Source organism: Oerskovia flava (assembly GCF_026163685.1).
GTDB lineage: Bacteria > Actinomycetota > Actinomycetes > Actinomycetales > Cellulomonadaceae > Oerskovia_A > Oerskovia_A flava.
The window spans coordinates 74,912-93,123 of the sequence record NZ_JAOXSR010000001.1 but is presented as its reverse complement, the minus strand read 5'-3'; the positions used below and the strand labels follow the sequence as shown (position 1 = coordinate 93,123).

14 protein-coding genes and 1 tRNA gene are annotated in these 18,212 nt (G+C 73.0%); 5 read left to right on the top strand and 10 right to left on the bottom strand.

The features are described from left to right. The first annotated feature begins 12 nt into the window (after window positions 1-12). Complete coding sequence (locus OHL10_RS00405; RefSeq protein WP_265520176.1) at window positions 13-1,560, top strand: AlkA N-terminal domain-containing protein; 1,548 nt, start codon at window positions 13-15, stop codon at window positions 1,558-1,560. Then, window positions 1,557-2,102 (top strand): methylated-DNA--[protein]-cysteine S-methyltransferase, encoded by a 546-nt coding sequence (locus tag OHL10_RS00400; RefSeq protein ID WP_265520175.1) that lies wholly within the window; start codon window positions 1,557-1,559, stop codon window positions 2,100-2,102. The genes OHL10_RS00405 and OHL10_RS00400 overlap by 4 nt, the downstream gene beginning before the upstream one ends. On the opposite strand, the gene OHL10_RS00395 is transcribed toward OHL10_RS00400, so the two are convergent. The 10 genes from OHL10_RS00395 to OHL10_RS00350 all read right to left on the bottom strand — a co-directional run bounded on the left by OHL10_RS00395 (window position 2,092) and on the right by OHL10_RS00350 (window position 12,241). After that, window positions 2,092-3,078 (bottom strand): cation diffusion facilitator family transporter, encoded by a 987-nt coding sequence (locus OHL10_RS00395; RefSeq protein ID WP_265520174.1) that lies wholly within the window; start codon window positions 3,076-3,078, stop codon window positions 2,092-2,094. The two genes, OHL10_RS00400 and OHL10_RS00395, sit on opposite strands and share 11 nt — an antisense overlap. Beyond that, window positions 3,075-3,515 (bottom strand): monovalent cation/H(+) antiporter subunit G, encoded by a 441-nt coding sequence (mnhG, locus tag OHL10_RS00390; RefSeq protein ID WP_265520173.1) that lies wholly within the window; start codon window positions 3,513-3,515, stop codon window positions 3,075-3,077. Before mnhG ends, OHL10_RS00395 begins: the two co-directional genes overlap by 4 nt. After that, on the bottom strand, window positions 3,515-3,931 hold the full coding sequence (locus OHL10_RS00385; RefSeq protein ID WP_265520172.1) for an MrpF/PhaF family protein: 417 nt from the start codon (window positions 3,929-3,931) through the stop codon (window positions 3,515-3,517). Before OHL10_RS00385 ends, mnhG begins: the two co-directional genes overlap by 1 nt. After that, entirely contained in the window at window positions 3,931-4,539 is a 609-nt protein-coding gene (locus OHL10_RS00380) for a Na+/H+ antiporter subunit E (protein ID WP_265520171.1), read from the bottom strand. The genes OHL10_RS00385 and OHL10_RS00380 overlap by 1 nt, the downstream gene beginning before the upstream one ends. Continuing rightward, entirely contained in the window at window positions 4,536-6,089 is a 1,554-nt protein-coding gene (locus OHL10_RS00375; protein ID WP_265520170.1) for a Na+/H+ antiporter subunit D, read from the bottom strand. The genes OHL10_RS00380 and OHL10_RS00375 overlap by 4 nt, the downstream gene beginning before the upstream one ends. Further along, entirely contained in the window at window positions 6,086-6,616 is a 531-nt protein-coding gene (locus OHL10_RS00370; RefSeq protein WP_265520972.1) for a Na(+)/H(+) antiporter subunit C, read from the bottom strand. The genes OHL10_RS00375 and OHL10_RS00370 overlap by 4 nt, the downstream gene beginning before the upstream one ends. A 53-nt stretch (window positions 6,617-6,669) precedes the next feature. Beyond that, window positions 6,670-9,720 carry a Na+/H+ antiporter subunit A gene (locus OHL10_RS00365; RefSeq protein WP_265520169.1) on the bottom strand — a complete coding sequence of 1,017 codons (3,051 nt, stop codon included), beginning with the start codon at window positions 9,718-9,720 and terminating at the stop codon, window positions 6,670-6,672. 152 nt (window positions 9,721-9,872) lie between these two features. After that, a complete protein-coding gene (locus tag OHL10_RS00360) occupies window positions 9,873-10,964 on the bottom strand; it encodes a hypothetical protein (protein WP_265520168.1) in 1,092 nt (363 codons plus the stop codon). Window positions 10,965-11,017: 53 nt separating this feature from the next. Continuing rightward, entirely contained in the window at window positions 11,018-11,593 is a 576-nt protein-coding gene (gene dcd / locus OHL10_RS00355) for a dCTP deaminase (protein WP_265520167.1), read from the bottom strand. Between the two features lie 93 nt (window positions 11,594-11,686). Next, entirely contained in the window at window positions 11,687-12,241 is a 555-nt protein-coding gene (locus OHL10_RS00350; protein ID WP_265520166.1) for a TM2 domain-containing protein, read from the bottom strand. Window positions 12,242-12,379: 138 nt separating this feature from the next. On the opposite strand from OHL10_RS00350, the gene OHL10_RS00345 reads away from it, so the two are divergent. The 3 genes from OHL10_RS00345 to OHL10_RS00335 all read left to right on the top strand — a co-directional run bounded on the left by OHL10_RS00345 (window position 12,380) and on the right by OHL10_RS00335 (window position 18,203). Next, a tRNA-Gly gene (locus tag OHL10_RS00345) sits at window positions 12,380-12,453 on the top strand. Between the two features lie 177 nt (window positions 12,454-12,630). Next, window positions 12,631-13,905: a cation:proton antiporter domain-containing protein gene (locus OHL10_RS00340; protein ID WP_265520165.1), complete on the top strand. Its 1,275-nt coding sequence runs from the start codon at window positions 12,631-12,633 to the stop codon at window positions 13,903-13,905. A gap of 158 nt (window positions 13,906-14,063) precedes the next feature. After that, entirely contained in the window at window positions 14,064-18,203 is a 4,140-nt protein-coding gene (locus tag OHL10_RS00335; protein ID WP_265520164.1) for an NPCBM/NEW2 domain-containing protein, read from the top strand. Window positions 18,204-18,212: the final 9 nt, after the last annotated feature.

The following is an 18,212-nucleotide window of genomic DNA, read 5'->3' as shown; positions in this document are numbered from 1 at the left end:
GAGAATCGAGGCATGCCCACCTCGACCGCACCGCCGACGGCCACTGTCACCGGCCCGCTCTTCGCCGAGCGCTACCGGGCGATCGCCTCCCGCGACCGCCGGTTCGACGGGCAGTTCATCACGGCCGTGCGGACCACGGGCATCTACTGCCGACCGTCGTGCCCCGCGCGCACGCCCAAGCCGGAGAACGTCACGTTCTACGTCACGTCGGCCGCGGCCCACGAGGCCGGGTACCGGGCGTGCAAGCGCTGCCTGCCGGAGGCCGTGCCGGGCACGCCGTCGTGGGACCTCGCGCACGACCTCTCCGCGCGGGCGATGCGCCTCGTCGAGGACGGCGTGGTCGACCGCGAGGGGGTGGACGGGCTCGCCCGACGGCTCGGCTACTCCGCCCGGCACGTGCACCGCGTCCTCGTCGACGAGCTCGGCGCCGGGCCCGTCTCCCTGGCCCGTGCGCGCCGCGCCCAGACCGCCCGCACGCTGCTCACCGGCACGGACCTGCGCCTGGCGGACGTCGCGTTCGCCGCCGGGTTCGGCAGCATCCGGCAGTTCAACGACACGATCACCGAGGTGTTCGACGCGACGCCGAGCGCCCTGCGGGCCCGGGCGCGCCCCACCCACCCGTCCGGCACCACGAGCCTCATCGAGCTCACGCTCCCCGTGCGCGAGCCGTACGACGCCGGCATCTTCGCCTTCCTCGCCGGCCGGGCGGTGAGCGGGGTCGAGGTCGCGGACCCCGGCGCGCCCGGCGGCCCGACCTACGCCCGCACTCTGGCGCTGCCCCGCGGGCCCGGTGCGTTCGAGGCCCGGTACGCCACCGACGAGGGCCTACGGCGGGGCCGCCGCCCGGGGTCGCGGTTCACGATCCGGCTCGAGCTCACCTCGGTCGCGGACCTGCCGGCCGCAATCTCGCGCATCCGCCGCCTGTTCGACCTCGACGCCGACCCCGGCGCCGTCGACGACGTGCTCGGCCGCGACCCCGTCCTCGCCCCCGGCGTCGCACGTACCCCTGGGATCCGCGTCCCCGGCACGGTGGACCCGCACGAGATCGTGCTGCGCGCGCTCGTCGGCCAGCAGATCTCGGTCGCCGCCGCCCGGACGCACCTCACGCGCCTCGGCACCCTCGGCACGCCGTACACCTCGCGGTTCGCGGGGCTCACCCGGCTCTTCCCGACGGCGGACCAGGTCGCCGCCGGCGGGCGCGACCACCTGCGCGGCCCGGCCCGACGGACCACGACGATCCTCGACGTCGCGCACGCGCTCGCGAGCGGTGAGCTCGTCGTCTCCGCCGCTGAGGACCCGGCCCGGCTCCGCGCGGCGCTCGTCGCCCGCCCGGGCGTCGGCCCGTGGACGGCGGACTACGTCGCCCTGCGCGTCCTGCACGACCCGGACGTGCTCCTGGCCACCGACGGCGCCCTGCGCACCGCCGCCCGGACCCTCTCGCTCCCCCACTCCCCCGCTGCGCTCGCCGAGCGCGCCCACGCCTGGGCGCCCTGGCGCTCGTACGCGGGCATGCACATCTGGCGCGGCACCGCGCCCACGACGGAAGGACCCGCCCGATGACCGGCACGACCACCGACACGACCACCGCCCACGTCGCCACGACCTCGACCCCCGACGGCCCGTTCACGGTCGTCGTCGCGCCCGACGGCGCCGTGCTCGCCTCCGGCTGGACCGCGCAGGCCGACGAGCTGGTCACGCTCGTGCACCCCGGGCTGCGACCGGCGTCGCTGCACCCGTGCGACCCCGCCGCGCCGGAGGTCGCCGCCGCGACGCGGGCCGTCGACGCGTACTACGGGGGCGACGTGCGGGCGATCGACGCCGTGACCGTCCGTCAGACGTCCGGACCCTTCCGCCGCCACGCGTGGGACGTGCTGCGGACCGTCGCGCCCGGTGACCCCGTCACGTACACCGAGTACGCGGCCCGTTCGGGGCGCCCGGCGGCCGTCCGTGCCGCGGCGGGCGCCTGCGCGATGAACGCGGCCGCCCTGTTCGTGCCCTGCCACCGGGTGCTGCGCACCGACGGCACCCTCGGCGGTTTCCGGTACGGGCTGGCGATCAAGCGGTCGCTGCTCGACCGCGAGGCTCCCCGGGTCACGGCCTGAGTGCGGGCTCCTCGGGCGTCGACACGGTGAACACCGCACCGGCGATGGCAGGCACCTGGGCGACGCGGCGCTCCAGCTCGTCGAGGCGCCGCGCGACGGACGACTCCACCTCGTCGCCCACCAGGTCGACGCTCGCGACGAGGTAGAGGGACCGGGGCCCCACGTACTCGAGCCGCAGGTAGGTGACCCGGTCGACGTCGGGCAGGGCGAGCAGGCCGCGCAGCACCGCGGCCCGGGTCTCGGGCCGTGCGCCCTCCCCGACCAGGAACCGGCGGTTGCGGTCGATGAGGACGACGGAGACGACGGCCAGCACCACGCCCACGACGATCGACCCGACCGCGTCGGGCACGGGCGACCCGGTGAGCTGGTGCGCGAGCACCCCGCCGAACGCCACCAGCAGACCCGCGAGGGCGGCGGCATCCTCGGCGAAGACGGCCCGCAGCGTCGGGTCGGACGTCACGAGGACGTGCTGAAGCACCTCGTGCTCGGCGGCGCGCGCCTCCGCCCGCACCTGCCGGACCGCGCGCAGGAACGAGACCCCCTCGAGGACGAACGCGAGCGCCAGCACCGCGTAGGCGACGGCGAAGCTGTCCGCGGGCTGCGGGTCGACGAGCTCCTGGATGCCGTGCGTGATCGACACCCCGGCGCCCACGGCGAAGAGCCCGATCGCCGCGAACATCGACCACACGTACGCCTCGCGCCCGGACCCGAGCGGGTGCGCACGGTCGGCCGGGCGACGTGCGCGCCGGTCGGCGACCAGCAGGAAGACCTCGTTGCCGGTGTCGGCCCACGAGTGCACCGCCTCCGCCACCATCGACGCCGAGCCGGTCACGACAGCGGCGAACGACTTGGCGACCGCGACCAGCAGGTTCGCGGCGAACGCGACGACGACGGTCCGTGTGCTCTCGCCCGCTGCGTCCGGGCCGACGACGCGCGGGCTGGCCGGTGGAGCGCCAGGCGGAGCAGGGGACGTCATGTCCCCGGTCTACCAGTGACGTCCTCACCGCGCGCGTCGCGCTCGTCCGCCGGCCGGGAACTCTCGCTGCCTGCCGCCTGCTCGGCGTCGTCCTGGTCCGCGGTGAGCTCGTCGAGCACCAGCAGGTCCGTGCGGACCTTGCCGGTGCGGTACCCCGCCCGGCCGACCATGTGCGCGGCGACCGGCGACGTGAGCAGCTGGAAGACCATGATGAGGAAGAGCGTCCCGACGATCTCCCAGCTGCGTAGCCGCAGCCCGAGGGCGATGAGCACGAGGATGAGGCCGAGCACCTGCGGCTTGGTCGCCGCGTGCATCCGGGCGAGCAGGTCGGGGAAGCGCACCACGCCGACGCCCGCGGCGAACGCGAGGAACGCGCCGCACACGAGGAAGACGGCGGCGGCGGCGTCCGCCACCGTTCCCCAGTCGAGCCCGTCCATCAGCGCACCTCCCCGTCCGGTGTCGCCCCGAGGTGCTCGGAGTCGGTGCTCGGGGGCCCTGCGGTGGGCGGGTTCGCGATGCGCTCCGCCTCCTCCTCGGCGAGGCGCGCGGCGTCCTCCTGCGCGACCTCCTCGTGCGTGCGGATGCGCTTCTCGCCCTCCGGCTCGGTGGACGCGAAGCGGGCGATGGTCACCGACCCCACGAACCCGACGAGGGAGAGCACGACGAGAATGGGGATCGTCTCGGTGCGGCGCGACCACGCCGCCTCGAGCGCGATCGCGCCGACGAGGGTCGTGGTGAACACGTCGAGCGCGACGGTGCGGTCGAGCATGGACGGACCGCGCTCTGCCCGCACGATCGCGCAGGTCGCACCGATCGCGAGCAGGATCCCGCAGCCGAGGAACACCCAGAACATCAGCCCACCTCCGTCGGCTCGGGCTGTTCGGCGCGCCCGGTGCGGTAGAGCCCGGCCGCGCGGAGGTCGGTGTTCGACGCGAACGCGCGCAGGACGCGCGCCTCGAGCGCGAGGGTCCGCGCGCGGACCTCGTCGGCCCCACCGGCCGCGTCGAGGTCGAGCACGTGCAGGTAGAGCATCCCCGTCAGTCGGTGGGCCTCGACGACGATCGACCCCGGCACGAGCGAGTTCAGCTCGGCCGTGATGGTCAGGTAGATGTCCGACGGATTGCGCAGCCGCACCCCGACGACGGCGCCGCGCGGCGTGTGGCGCAGCCGCAGCACCTGGATGCTCACCTGGACGGAGGCGACGACGAGGTCGCGGACGAAGTGCCCGACGAGCACGAGGAACGGTCCGAGCCGCAGGGTGCCCTGCGCGGCGATGGAGGGCAGCGGGAGCAGGGTCAGGACCGTGAACGCGATGAGCGCCCCGGCGAGGAGGTTCGCCCAGGTCAGGTCGCCCCACAGCAGGATCCACATCGCGGTCAGCCACACGAGGGTGCGCCACTGCGAGGTGGCGCGCCGCAGGGACCCGGCGGCGGCCGCGCTGCGGCGGCGGTGCAGGCTCATCCGTCACCTCCCGCGATCGGTGCGTCCACCCAGGCCTCGGGTCCGTCCGGCAGGACGGCGTCGACGTACGTGACGCCGTCCATGAGCGTGGCGGCGGCCCGCTCCGAGTACGAGTACAGCGGGCCTGCGACCAGGGTCAGCCCGAGCCCGAAGGCCACGAGGGCCGACGCAGGGCCCACCATGCCGCGCGGGAGCCGGACGGACGTGTCGAGCTCGACGGGCGGCGTCTGCCAGAACGCCTTGTTCCACGCCTTGACGATGGCGTAGAGCGTCAGCAGGGACGTCAGGACGCTCCCCACGACGAGGGCCCACGTGAGCGGCGTGCCCTGTGCGACGCCCTCCTCGAGGAGACCGACCTTGCCGAGGAACCCGGACAGCGGTGGGATCCCGGCGAGGTTCATCGCGGGGATGAAGAAGAGGATCGCGAGCCCGGGCGCGACCTTGGCCAGCCCACCCAGCAGGTCGAGCGACGTCGACCCGCCCCTGCGCTCGATGAGGCCGACGACGAGGAAGAGCGTGGTCTGCACGGTGATGTGGTGCACGACGTAGAAGATCGCCGCGGACATCCCCGGCTCGGACGCCAGGGAGATGCCGAAGATCATGTAGCCGATGTGGCTGATGAGCGTGAACGACAGCAGTCGCTTGATGTCGTTCTGCGCGACCGCCCCGAGGATGCCGACCACCATCGTCAGCAGGGCGAGCCACATGAGCACGTCGTCGAGGCGCCCGTCGGGGAAGAGCAGGGTCTGGGTCCGGATGATCGCGTACACGCCGACCTTGGTCAGCAGGCCGGCGAACACCGCCGTGACCGGGGCGGGCGCCGTGGGGTACGAGTCGGGGAGCCACGCGGACAGCGGGAAGATCGCGGCCTTGATGCCGAACGCGACGAGGAGCAGCAGCTGCAGCACCGTCTGGACCGTGGGGTCGACCTCGGGCAGTCGCGTCGCGAGCTGCGCGAGGTTCACGGTGCCGGTCGCGGCGTAGACCAGGGCGATCGCGACGAGGAAGATCACCGACGACAGCAGCGCGACGACGACGTAGATCGAGCCCGCGCGGATACGCTCCCCGGTGCCCCCGAGCGTCAGCAGGACGTAGCTCGCCGCGAGGAGGATCTCGAAGCCGACGTACAGGTTGAACAGGTCGCCCGAGAGGAACGCGTTGGACACCCCGGCCGCCAGCACGAGGTAGGTCGGGTGGTAGATCGCGACCGGTGCCTGCTCGTCCCCGTCCGCGACGCCCTGCGCGAGCGAGTAGAGCAGGACGCACAGCATGACGAAGCTCGAGACCGTGATCATGAGCGCCGAGAGCCGGTCCGCCACGAGGTCGATGCCGATCGGCGCGTCCCAGCCGCCGATGTGCACGACGACAGGTCCGGCGTCGGCACCCACGAGCAGGCCGACGCCCGCGGCGAGCATGAGCGTGAGCGTGACGACGCTGATGGTGCGCTGCGCACGCGAGTGCCGCCAGAGCGCGAGGGCGAGCCCTGCCGCGAAGAGCGGCAGGACCACGGGCAGCGGCACGAGCGTCGCGTAGCCGTACAGGTCGCTCATCGCTCCACCCCCCGGTCGCGGGTGCCGTGACCCCTGCCGGTGCCCCCGGATCCGGGCGGCTCGTCCGGGCCGTCGTTCCCGTCGGTCTCGTCCCGGACCTGGGCGGCCTCGTCGTCGAGCGTCTCGTCGCCGTCCTGCGTGTCGAGGTCCTCGAACGCGGGAGCGTTGCGCGCGGCGTGCCGCGCGACCCGTCGGTCCTCGACGTCGTCCTGCACCTCGTCGTGCCCGTGCAGCTGCCACGACCGGTAGGCCATCGCGAGGACGAACGCCGTGAGGCCGAGCGTGATGACGATGGCCGTCAGCGCCATGGCCTGCACGAGCGGGTCGCTCATCTGGTCGTCGGGTGTGGTGCCGACGACCGGCGCACCACCCGCCCGGCCGCCGGCGACGAGGAAGAGCAGGTTCGCCCCGTTGCTGATGAGGATGAAGCCGAGCAGGACCCTGGTCAGGCTGCGCTCGAGCAGCAGGTACACCCCGGCGGCGAACAGCACCCCGATCGCCAGCACCAAGGTCAGGCTCGGCGTCATGTCGACGACGCCGTCGACCGCCGGGGACGGCGCGGCCGCGGTCAGGTACCCGATCACGCGCGTCCACCCCCGATCGTGTCGGGTGCCATGGCCTCCATGGGGTCGGCGTCCTCGCGGCTGGTCTGTTCAGCATGGCGGTCGATCTCCGCGCCGAGCGTACGCAGGATGTCGAGCACGAGGCCGACGACGAGCAGGAAGACCCCGATGTCGAAGAAGAGCGACGTCACGAAGTGCACGTTCCCGAGCACGGGCAGCGACAGGTCGATGATGTAGCTCTGCAGCATGTTCCCCCCGGCGACGAGCGGGACCATGCCCGCGCCGACCGACAGGAAGAGCCCTGTGCCCAGGAGCAGTCCGGGATGGACCGGCGCGGCCTCGCCGAGCTCGTAGCGTCCGCCGGCGAGATACCGCACGATGAGCGCGATCCCGACGACGAGGCCCGCGGCGAACCCGCCACCGGGTGCGTTGTGCCCGGCGAAGAGCAGGAAGATCCCGAACACGACCATGGAGTGGAAGAGCACCCGCGTGACGACTTCGAAGATCACCGAGCGCCGCTGCGGGGCCAGGGTGCGCCCGGCGTTGAGCCACACGACCATCCGGGGCTGGCGGTGCTGGGTGTCGACGACACCCTGACGGCGCAGTGCAGCACCGGGGTCGGGCTCGCCGCCCCACACCCCCGGGGTGGAGGGTGAGGGGACGCGCGCGTTGCCGACGCGCAGGATCTCGCCGCTGCGCGAGCGCAGGAAGACCAGCGAGGCGACACCGGTCGCGGCGACCAGGAGGACCGAGATCTCGCCCATGGTGTCCCAGGCGCGCGTGTCGACGAGCGTGACGTTGACGATGTTCTTCCCGCCGCCGTACCCGTACGCGCCCTCGGGGAAGGCTGCGGAGACCGGCACCGCCACGCGCGCGAGAGGCGCCGTGAGGGCGAAGCCCATCACGACGACACCCACGGCGACGCCCAGGCCGACGCGCACCCACCGGCTCGCGGCGAGCGGCCGGTCGGAGAAGTACGGGGGCAGGCGGCGCAGCACGAGCACCATGACGACGAGGGTGATCGTCTCCACGAGCACCTGGGTGAGTGCGAGGTCGGGCGCCCCGTGCAGCAGGAAGAGCACCGCGTTGCCGTAGCCGGCCACCCCGATGAGGATCACGGCCTTGAGCCGGCGACGGGAGCGAGCGGCGAGGACGGACGCGATGCAGATCGCCGCGACCGCGGCGAGCTGTGCCGGTCGGTCCCACGCCTTGACCTGCTCCGGCCAGGCCCATCCGGCCATCATGACCGCCCCGGGGCCGAGGACGAGGACGAGGAGGATCCCGCCGAGGTAGAACGGCAGTGATCCGCGCTGCGTGAGCGCCGTGACGTCGGCGGCGACGTCGTCCAGCTTGCGCATGATCTTGCGGTAGGTCCGGTCCGCCTCGGGGACCCGCCACAAGGAGGCCTGGAAACGCTCCACGCGGTACCGCTGCCAGAACAGCAGCGCACCGACCCCGAGCACCATGACGGTGAGACCCAGGGCCGGCGTGACACCGGCCCACAGGAGCAGGTGACCCGGGTCGCCCACCGGGTAGGTCTCCGCGTACGGTGCGAGGAGGTATTCGCCGAAGTGGGGCACGAGCGCGGCGGCGAGACCGAGGACGGCGAGCACGAGCGCGGGAGCCACGAGCAGAACCGGCTGCTTCTTGATCCTCGACGGCGGAACGGGCGCCTCGATGACCTCGGCCGTGGGCGCCAGGTGCACCCGGGACGGTGTGTGCAGGTCGATGTGCGCGTTGGCACGGGCGAGCGCGGCCTGGACGTGCTTCTTCGTGCCGAACGCCCCCCAGAAGAAGCGCAGTCCGTAGGCCACCGTGAGCATCGAGCCGACGACGACGGCGGTGAGGACCACGGTGTCGAGCCACATCGGGCCCTCGCCGTGCAGCAGCGACTCGAGCGCGGCCTCCTTGGCGACGTACCCGGCGAACGGGGGCAGCCCGATCATCGACGCCGTCGCGAGTCCGCCTGCCCAGGCGGTCGCGGGCAGCGCCCGGCCCACGCCCGTCAGCCGCCGGAGGTCACGTGTCCCCGTCGCGGCGTCGACGATGCCGACCGTGAGGAAGAGCGCCGCCTTGAACATGGCGTGCGCGCCGATCATGGCGAGGCCGGCCAGCGCCGCGGACCGCGACCCGAGACCGACAAGCAGGATGATGAGCCCGAGCTGGCTCACCGTGCCGAACGCGAGGACGAGCTTGAGGTCGTACTGGCGCAGCGCCCGGTACCCGCCGACGAGCAGCGTCCCCGCGCCGAGGCTGATGACGATCACCCGCCACACGGGAGTGTCGGAGTACGCCGGGGCGAACCGCGCCACGAGGTAGACCCCGGCCTTGACCATCGCGGCGGCGTGCAGGTACGCGCTGACAGGGGTCGGCGCGGCCATCGCGGCGGGCAGCCAGAAGTGCAGCGGGACGAGCGCGGACTTGCTCGCCGCGCCGGCGAGCAGGCAGACGACGGCGGCGGTCACGGCCGGACCGGACGGCGGGTCTGCGATGATCTCCGACAGGCGGAACGTGCCGGCCTCGACGCCGAGGATCACGACGCCCACGAGCATTGCCAGACCGCCCGCCGTGGTGATGACGATCGCCTGCATGGCAGCGCGGCGGCTGGCCTTGCGGTCGGCGTAGTGGCCGATCAGCAGGTAGGAGAAGACGGTGGTCAGCTCCCAGAACACGAACAGCAGGAGCATGTCGTCGGCGACGACCAGACCCACCATCGCGCCCGCGAACGCGGTGAGCACCGCGCCGAAGCGGCGGAGCCCGGTCGCCGTCGGCGAGAAGTACGCCGAGCAGTAGACGAGCACGAGGGCACCGACACCACCGACGAGCAGCAGCATGAGCCACGACAGCGTGTCCATGCGGAAGGCGAGCTCGAGGCCGAGGCCCGGCACCCACTCGATGACCTGCGTGGGGTGCTCCCCGGCCATGACCCGACCGGTCCACGTCAGCGCGTAGACGACCGCGGAGGCTGGCGCGAGCGCCAGGACGAGGAAGGCCTTGCGGCCGAGCAGGGAGAAGAGCACGGGCGCGCCGAGTGCCATGACGAGATGCGCTACGAGCACAGGCAGCACGTCCGCTCCGTCCTGGTCGTGGGCGGGTGGGCGAGGGCGAGGCGCACAGGCTGCGTGCCGCGAGGGCTCCGCGCGCTGCACGCCGGACCCATTTTAGCGGGCAGGCACGCGTCCCCCGCCGTGCCGAGCTCCGCCCGTCGGGGTGGTCCGCGTCACAGATCGACCGCGTCCACCAGGAAGTCAGCCTCGTCCGCGATCTCCCCGCCGACCGCACCGTGCAGCGCCTTGACCACCGTGGACACCAGGACGGCGGCCCGCCGGCGCGCCACCTGGTGGTCGAGCGCAGGCCGCTCCTGCTGCGACTCCACGAGGTCGAGCGGCTCCCAGCGCACCCGGTACGCCACCGCGCCACCGGCCGTCCACGGCAGACCGCGCAGCAGGAGGGGCAGGCGCTCCTCGCCTCCGACCTCGACCGCCACGAACCCGTCGACACCCATGTCGACGACGATGCCGTACCCCTCGAGGACCTTCGGCCCCGTGAGGGCGGCGATGTCGACGTCGTCAGCCGCCGCGTGCACGGCCCGGCGCAGCTCCGGGTCCATCTTCTCTCCGCGGTACAGGTGTCGCTCGCCGATGCCCTGCGGCGGACCCTGCCACGGGGTGCCCTCGGTCGCGAGCCGCGTACGGGGGTGCAGGGCGGCGACGACCGCGAGCGCAGCGTGCGGGTCCAGCCACACGTCGGAGTACACGCACATGTCGACCGCGGCGGCCGGGTCGGGTGTGAGCACGGTGCCCGGGCCGACGGGCGCGGCGACGTCGACCTGGATCGAACCGCCGAGGCGGCGAGCCGCCGCGACGAGCCAGGAGAGCGCGCGTTCCTCCTCCCGCACGGGCAGGCCAGCGGGGAACGCCCGCGCGAGGCCCTCGCGGTCCCCGCCGCCCGGGTAGGGCGCCTCGCCGCGCTCGCGGGGGCACACGACGTCGAACACCGTCGCGGTACCGGGCGGGAGCGCGAGCGCGGGGCCGCTCGGGGCCGACGGCGCGTACGGGCCTGTGAGCGTGGTGTGCCGCGAGGTGCGCAGCACCCCGGGCTCCCCCGGTCGCGCCGTGCGGGGCGCAGGGGTGGCCGGCTCGACACCCGCGGGCACCACGTCCCAGCGCGCGCCGGCGAAGCGCGAGAGCGCGAGGGTCTCGACCTCTTCGACCTCGACGTCGGCCGGCAGCGCGAGCAGGTGCCGCGCCTGGTGGCCCTGGGCGGAGACAGGAGGGAGCACCGGGAGTCCGGTCGCGGGAGCCTGGGCCACGGGTCAGCCTTTCGTCGCTGGTCGTCGCAGCCGGCCGTGCCCCGGGCGTCCGGTCACACGTCGGTGCGGTGGAAGTTCTGCCAGGACCGCGAGGCCGTCGGACCGCGCTGGCCCTGGTAGCGAGAACCATAGACCGACGAGCCGTACGGGTGCTCCGACGCCGACGACAGCCGGAAGAAGCACATCTGCCCGATCTTCATCCCGGGCCACAGCGTGATCGGCAGCGTCGCGACGTTACTCAGCTCGAGCGTCACGTGACCGGAGAACCCCGGGTCGATGAACCCGGCCGTGGAGTGCGTGAGCAGCCCGAGCCGACCCAGGGACGACTTGCCCTCGAGCCGCGCCGCGACGTCGTCGGGCAGCGTGACGGCCTCGAAGGTCGAGCCGAGCACGAACTCGCCGGGGTGGAGGATGAACGGCTCGCCCTTCTCCACCTCGACGAGGCGGGTGAGGTCGGGCTGGTCCGCCGCCGGGTCGATGAACGGGTACTTGTGGTTGTCGAACAGCCGGAAGAACTTGTCCAGCCGCACGTCGATGCTCGACGGCTGCAGCATGGACGGCTCGTACGGGTCCAGCTGGACGCGCCCGGCATCGAGCTCGGCGCGGATGTCGCGGTCGGAGAGCAGCACGGGGCCACGCTAGCCGACTCCCCCGGGGTCGGAGCGCTCCGTCCGTGACGCACGGACGCCGCCGTGCCTGCAGGCTCCGACCCCGGGTGGTGGTCAGGAACGCAGCGGGCGTCCCGTCGAGTCCACCGCGTACGACCCCTGCCGCGCCGTGAGGTAGAGGATCCCCTCGACCAGACCCCAGATCGACACGGCGATCGCCGAGAGCCCGAACGTCACGAACGACCCGACGATCGTGAGCAGCAGCATCGTCAGGCCGATGCCCGTGTAGCCCAGGTAGAACCGGTGGACCCCGATGCTGCCCAGGAAGATGCCCAGCAGGCCCGCCGCGAGCCGCGACTTCGCCAGCGGGTCCTCGTAGCCGTAGCCGGGTGCCGGGTACGGCTGACCGGGGTAGCCCTGACCGTAGGGCTGCCCCGGGTACCCCTGCGCGTACGGCTGGCCGGGGTAGCCCTGCGCGTACGGCCCCCCGGGCTGGCCGGCGGAGGGCTGCCCCGCGTTCGGCGGGGTCCCGTAGGGCTGGCCCCCGCCCGGCTGCCCGGGCTCCTCGGTGGCGGGCGGCGTCCCGTACGACGGCTCGGCGGGCTGCGGGTCGCGGCCCGCCTCCCCTGCCGTGTGGTCGGGCTCGCGCTGGTACGGATCCTGGGTCAAGGCGCCTCCTCGGGCGTCGTGGTGGCAACCGATGCTGGCGTCATCGGTTCCGTTGGGTATGATCGGGTCGCGCGCAGGTTGAACAGCATGCCGTAGGGAGCCCCGCACGGGCGACCGACGTCCAGGTTGCTGCGTCGCGCGGGTGTAGTTCAATGGTAGAACTTCAGCTTCCCAAGCTGATAGCGCGGGTTCGATTCCCGTCACCCGCTCCATCTCGTCGAGGGCCTCGCAGACTACTGCGGGGCCTTTGGCGTTCCCGCCGTGCGGCCCGGTGCGCAGGCCCGGCGCGCGCTCCCGCCCTACGCTGGGAGGGACCGGCGTCGGGCGAGGCCGACGCTCCGCATCGCTCCCCCCGAGGTTCAGATGACGGTGTGGATGGCAGTGTGCAGATGACAGTGACGCTGGCACTCTTCTCGGCCCTGCTCCTGCTGTTCGCCGCCACCGCGCGCGGTCTGGGGCGGGTGTCGGTCACCGCGCCGATCCTCTTCGTGCTGGCGGGCAGCCTCCTGGCGATCCCCGCCGGTGGCGCCGACACCGCTGCCGCACCGGCCGTGCGGGCCCTCGCCGAGCTGACGCTCGCCCTGATCCTCTTCCACGACGCCGCCCAGGTGCGCCCCCGGCAGATCGCGGCCGAGCGGGGCCTCGTCGCACGGCTCCTGCTGATCGGCCTGCCCGTGACGGTGGTCGCCGGCGTGCTGACGGCCCAGGTGGTCCTGCCCGACCTGCCGTTCGTCGTCGCGCTGCTCCTCGCCGCGTCTCTCGCACCGACGGACGCGGGCCTCGGCGCCGCGACCGTGCTCAACCCGGTCGTCCCCGTGCGGGTCCGGCGGCTGCTCAACGTGGAGAGCGGGCTCAACGACGGCATGGTGACGCCGGTGGTCCTCTTCGCCGTCGCGGCGATCGCCGGCGCGGAAGGGCTCAGCACCACGCTGACGGTGGCGCAGGCGGTGCTCGAGCTCGGGATCGGCGTCGCCGTCGGGGTCGCCGTGGGGGCAGGCGGCGGGATCCTCCTCGGGGCCTCCCGGCGGCGCGACCTCAGCTCGCCGCGCTCCCGGGCTCTCGGTGTCCTCGCGATCCCCGGGCTGGCCTACGTGCTCGCCGAGCTCGCGACGGGCAACGCATTCGTCGCCGCGTTCGTCGCCGGGACGGCGTTCGCGGCCGCCGCGCGGTGGATCGACGACGAGGACTCCGGGCTCGAGCTCACCGAGATGCTCTCCGAACCGCTGGGGTTCGCGGTCTGGCTGGCGTTCGGCTTCGCCGCCGTGCCGCTCGTCGTGGAGACCGCCGGGTGGCGGGAGGTGGTCTACGCGCTGCTGTCGCTCACGGTGCTGCGCATGGTCCCCGTCGCGCTCGCGCTCCTCGGGACCGGCCTGCGGGCACCGACCGTCGCGTTCGTCGGGTGGTTCGGACCCCGCGGGCTCGCCTCCGTCGTGTTCGCGCTCATCACGGTCGAGGAGCTGGAGCTCGTTGAGCCGGTGCGCCAGGCCGTGGCGACGATCGGGCTGACCGTCCTGCTCAGCGTGCTCGCGCACGGGCTCAGCGCCGACCCCCTGGCCGCGCGGTACGGCGCCTGGGTCGCCCGCGTGCGACCCACGGTCGAGACGGTCCCGGGCACCGAGCCCACGCCGCGCGGAGGGCTGCACCTGCGGCGCAGGGCATCCTGACTCTTGCGCCAGAGCCCGTCCTACGTGATGCTTACTGCGTGATTCAATGCTGAATCGCGCAGAATAGTGCAGCAGGACTCATCAGGCGGTCCTGGATGGCCAGGGCTCGTTCCACGCGACGCCCGCCCACGCCGGACCGCCACGGGCAAGGGAGCTCTATGAAGCCAGCACGTCAGCGACACCCCGCGAAGCGAACGCGCGGACTGCCACCTCGAGCCGCGGCGGCGGTCGCCGCCGCCGCGCTCGTCGTCTCCGGGCTCGTCGCCGTCCCCGCCGGGGCCGCGCCCGAGCCCGCCCCTGCGGCCGGTGCGAGCGCGGCCCCGGCCGTCGGCCCGACCCCGATCGACCCCAAGCCGGTCATCCCCGAGGTCCCCGTGGCCACGAACGGCACGCCGATCGGGGCGATCACCGCCGTCGAGCAGGAGGGACGCTCCGTCACGCTGCAGGCGGAGGACGGCGCCGCGCGCGTGACCTTCCTCGACGAGAGCACGCTGCGCGTCGAGGCCGACCCGAGCGGGTCCTTCACCGACCCGGCCAACACTCCGCAGGGCGACCCCGCGCGCACGGCCGACATCGTCGTCGGGACCGACGAGTTCGCGGGGGCCACGCCCACGGTCGAGGACGGCGAGACCATCCGGCTCGCCACCGACGCCGTCACGCTGACGATCGACCGCGCGACGAACCGCATGACGCTCGCCCGCGCCGACGGGTCCCTCGTGTGGGAGGAGAGCGCTCCGATCACCTTCGGCCCGAACAGCGCGACCCAGCACCTCACGCCGCGCGAGGGCGAGCAGTTCCTCGGCGGCGGCATGCAGAACGGTCGCTCGATCCACACGGGCGCGACGATCAACATCGCCCGCTCGTACGACTGGGACGACGACGGCTACCCGAACGCCGTCCCCTACTACATGACGAGCGCGGGCTACGGCGTGCTGCGCAACACGTTCGCGCGCGGCACCTACGCGTTCACCGACGATGCGACGACGACGCACGAGGAGCGACGCTTCGACGCTTACTACTTCGTCGGGGACTACAAGGAGTCCCTCGACGGGTACACGCGGCTCACCGGCCGGCCGCACATGCCGCCGGTCTACGCGCTCGAGTACGGCGACGCCGACTGCTACAACCGCGGCTCCGAGACGTACAAGGAGCGCAACCCGAACTCGTGGGACGTGCCGGGCAAGCTCCGCACGCCCGATGCGCTCGAGATCGCGCGCGACTTCGTCGAGCACGACATGCCCGGCGGCTGGATGCTCGTCAACGACGGCTACGGCTGCGAGTACGTCGAGCTCCCCGAGACCATCGCGCAGATCGAGGACGAGACCGGCCTGAAGACCGGCCTGTGGACCGAGCGTTCGCTGACCAACCAGGAGTTCGAGATCGGCGAGGCGGGCGCCCGCCTGCGCAAGCTCGACGTCGCCTGGGTCGGCTCCGGCTACCGGATGGCGCTCACCGCGTGCGAGGCCGCGCACGACGGCATCGAGGCGCACTCCGACGCGCGCGGCACCTCCCTCATGGTCGAGGGCTGGGCAGGGTCCCAGCGTTGCGGCATGCAGTGGACCGGTGACCACGCGGGCAACCTCGACGCCGTGCGGTGGCAGGTGCCCGCGCTGCTCAGCTCGGGCAACTCCGGCCAGGCGTTCACGACCGGCGACGTCGACGGGATCTTCGGCGGGTCGGCCGAGTCGTACGTGCGCGACCTGCAGTGGAAGGCGTTCGCGCCCGCGCTGTACTCGATGAGCGGCTGGGCGTCGGTCGACAAGCGGCCGTGGCTCTACGGCGAGGAGGCGACCGAGATCAACCGGACGTACCTCCAGCTGCGCCAGCGGCTCATGCCCTACATCTACACGCTCGCGGCCGAGTCGCACACGACCGGTACGCCCATGATGCGCTCGATCGCGCTGGAGCACCCCGACGACCCGTACGCGTACGGGGCGGAGGCGAACAGCGAGTTCCTGCTCGGCGAGGACTTCCTCGTCGCGCCGGTCTTCACCGGCTCCGACGTGCGCGACGGCATCTACCTGCCGAAGGGCCGGTGGGTCGACTACTGGACCGGCGCCCTGTACGACGGTGGTCGTGTCCTCGACGGGTACGCCGCACCGCTCGCCACGCTCCCCGTGTTCGTGCGGGCCGGCGCGGTGGTGCCGCAGGGCGTCGTCGCGCGCAACGCGTCGCTCGTCCCCGCGGACGCGCCGATCACGCTCGACGTCTACCCGCAGGGCGAGAGCAGCTTCGAGCTCTACGAGGACGACCAGGTGACGCGGGCGTACGCCGAGGGCGCTGCCTCGCGGCAGGTCTTCTCCGTCACCGCCCCCGAGCAGGACGGCGGGGACGTCGTCGTGACCGTCGGCGAGCGGGACGGGGACTACGCGGGCAAGGCCGCGGCCCGTGCCTACGCGCTCGACGTCCACACCGGGTCCGCGCCCGACGACGTGAGCGTCGACGGCACCGAGCTCACCGAGCTCGCCGACGCCGCCGCGCTCGAGGCGGCCGAGACCGGCTGGTACTACGACGACGAGCGGGGCGGCGTCGTGCACGTCAAGATCGCCGCCGTCGCGTCCGACGCGACCGCGACGGTCACCCTCACCGGCACGAGCGCCGTCGGGGGCGAGGACTCCGACGCGCACCGCGCGCACGTGTCCGTCGCACTCGACGACCAGGTGTTCCAGGGCGAGGAGACCACCGCGCACGTCACGTTCCACAACACCGGGACGAAGCCCAAGGACGACGTGGAGATCGCACCCGACGTGCCGCAGGGGTGGACGGTCGTCAGCGAGCAGGGCACGACCGCCGCGTCCGTCGCCCCGGGCGAGACGCTCACCGCGACGTTCGTCGTCAGCCCGGGCACCGGCGCCGGGGCAGGGCGTCAGAGCGTCGGCGGCACGGCGACGTACCTCGACGCCTCCGGCGGGGAACGGTCCGTCTCCGCGTCGAGCCAGCTCGACGTCGCCTACGGCAGCCTCGCCGCGGCGTTCAACCACGTCTCGATCACGTCGGTCGCGACGAAGGACGCGGGCAACTTCGACGGCGGCGGCGCGTCGTTCTCGGAGGACGCGCTCGCGGCCGCCGGGGCGACGTGGGGCGAGCCGCTCGAGGTCCAGCGCGGCGAGGACACCATCGAGTTCCGGTGGCCCGACTCCGAGCCGGGCGTGCCCAACTCGATGGCCCTCGACGGGCAGACCGTCGCCCTGGAGGGCACGGGCACGCACCTCGCGTTCCTCGGCTCGTCCGCCACGGGCGCGGGCGTCACGCCGCAGGTCACCATCACCTACAGGGACGGCACCACGAGCCGACAGACGTTCTACTTCCCGAACTGGCTCATCCAGGCAGCTGGCCCGCTCAAGGACGCGAACGTCGCCGTCGCGAGCCTGGGGCGCAACAACGCCAACAACCCGGACGGGTACGAGTACCCGACGTACAGCTACCAGGTCTACGCGAACGTCGCGCCGCTCAACCCGGCGAAGCAGCTCCAGTCCGTCACGTTCCCGTCCGGGACGACGGCGAAGCTCTTCGACGTGCGTCCCGTGACGCTCGGCCTGCCCGACGCCCCCGCCGGGGACGTGTGGGTGTCCGACCTGGAGTGGACGTCCGCGACGAACGGCTACGGCGTCATCGGCATCGACGTCGCGAACAAGGACTCCGCGTCCTCACCCGACAAGCCGCTCGTCATCAACACCACGCCCGCGCTCAAGAAGACCTACGACAAGGGCCTGGGCGTGCACGCGGCGTCGAAGGTCACCTATTACCTCGGCGGGCAGTGCACGCGGTTCACCGCGGACACCGGCCTCGAGGACGGCTTCAACGGCTCGGTGGTCTTCACGGTGGCGCTCGACGACACGACCCGCTACCAGGGCTCGACCTTCCAGGCCGGGTTCCCGACCGAGACCGTCGACCTCGACGTGACGGGCGCCCAGTACATCGACCTGATCGTCGACGCGCCCGGGTCGATCAACGGCGCCCACGGCGTGTGGGGCGACGCACGCCTCGAGTGCGGCGACGACGGTGGCGAGGCGGAGGTCGCGTTCTCGGCCGAGGCGCAGGCGCGCACCGCGGCCGGGAAGGTGTTCCTCGCCGTTCGTGTCGTCAACGACGAGGACGTGCCGGTCGACGTCACCGTCACCACGCCGTACGGCGAGCGGACGTTCGCCGACGTCGCCCCCGGCAAGAACGCCTACCAGTCGTTCGCGACACGCCAGTCCTCGATCGAGGCGGGCGAGGTCACCGTCACGGTGACCAAGCAGGTCGACGGCGTGGACGTCACGTCCGTACGGACCGTCGAGTACGCCGAGGCCGGCTAGGTCGGCGGC

Coding starts and splice junctions, on each gene's coding strand:
- OHL10_RS00405 (WP_265520176.1), top strand. CDS start 13: ATGCCCACCTCGACCGCACCGCCGACGGCCACTGTCACCGGCCCGCTC.
- OHL10_RS00400 (WP_265520175.1), top strand. CDS start 1,557: ATGACCGGCACGACCACCGACACGACCACCGCCCACGTCGCCACGACC.
- OHL10_RS00395 (WP_265520174.1), bottom strand. CDS start 3,078: ATGACGTCCCCTGCTCCGCCTGGCGCTCCACCGGCCAGCCCGCGCGTC.
- mnhG (WP_265520173.1), bottom strand. CDS start 3,515: ATGGACGGGCTCGACTGGGGAACGGTGGCGGACGCCGCCGCCGCCGTC.
- OHL10_RS00385 (WP_265520172.1), bottom strand. CDS start 3,931: ATGTTCTGGGTGTTCCTCGGCTGCGGGATCCTGCTCGCGATCGGTGCG.
- OHL10_RS00380 (WP_265520171.1), bottom strand. CDS start 4,539: ATGAGCCTGCACCGCCGCCGCAGCGCGGCCGCCGCCGGGTCCCTGCGG.
- OHL10_RS00375 (WP_265520170.1), bottom strand. CDS start 6,089: ATGAGCGACCTGTACGGCTACGCGACGCTCGTGCCGCTGCCCGTGGTC.
- OHL10_RS00370 (WP_265520972.1), bottom strand. CDS start 6,616: ATGACGCCGAGCCTGACCTTGGTGCTGGCGATCGGGGTGCTGTTCGCC.
- OHL10_RS00340 (WP_265520165.1), top strand. CDS start 12,631: ATGACAGTGACGCTGGCACTCTTCTCGGCCCTGCTCCTGCTGTTCGCC.
- OHL10_RS00335 (WP_265520164.1), top strand. CDS start 14,064: ATGAAGCCAGCACGTCAGCGACACCCCGCGAAGCGAACGCGCGGACTG.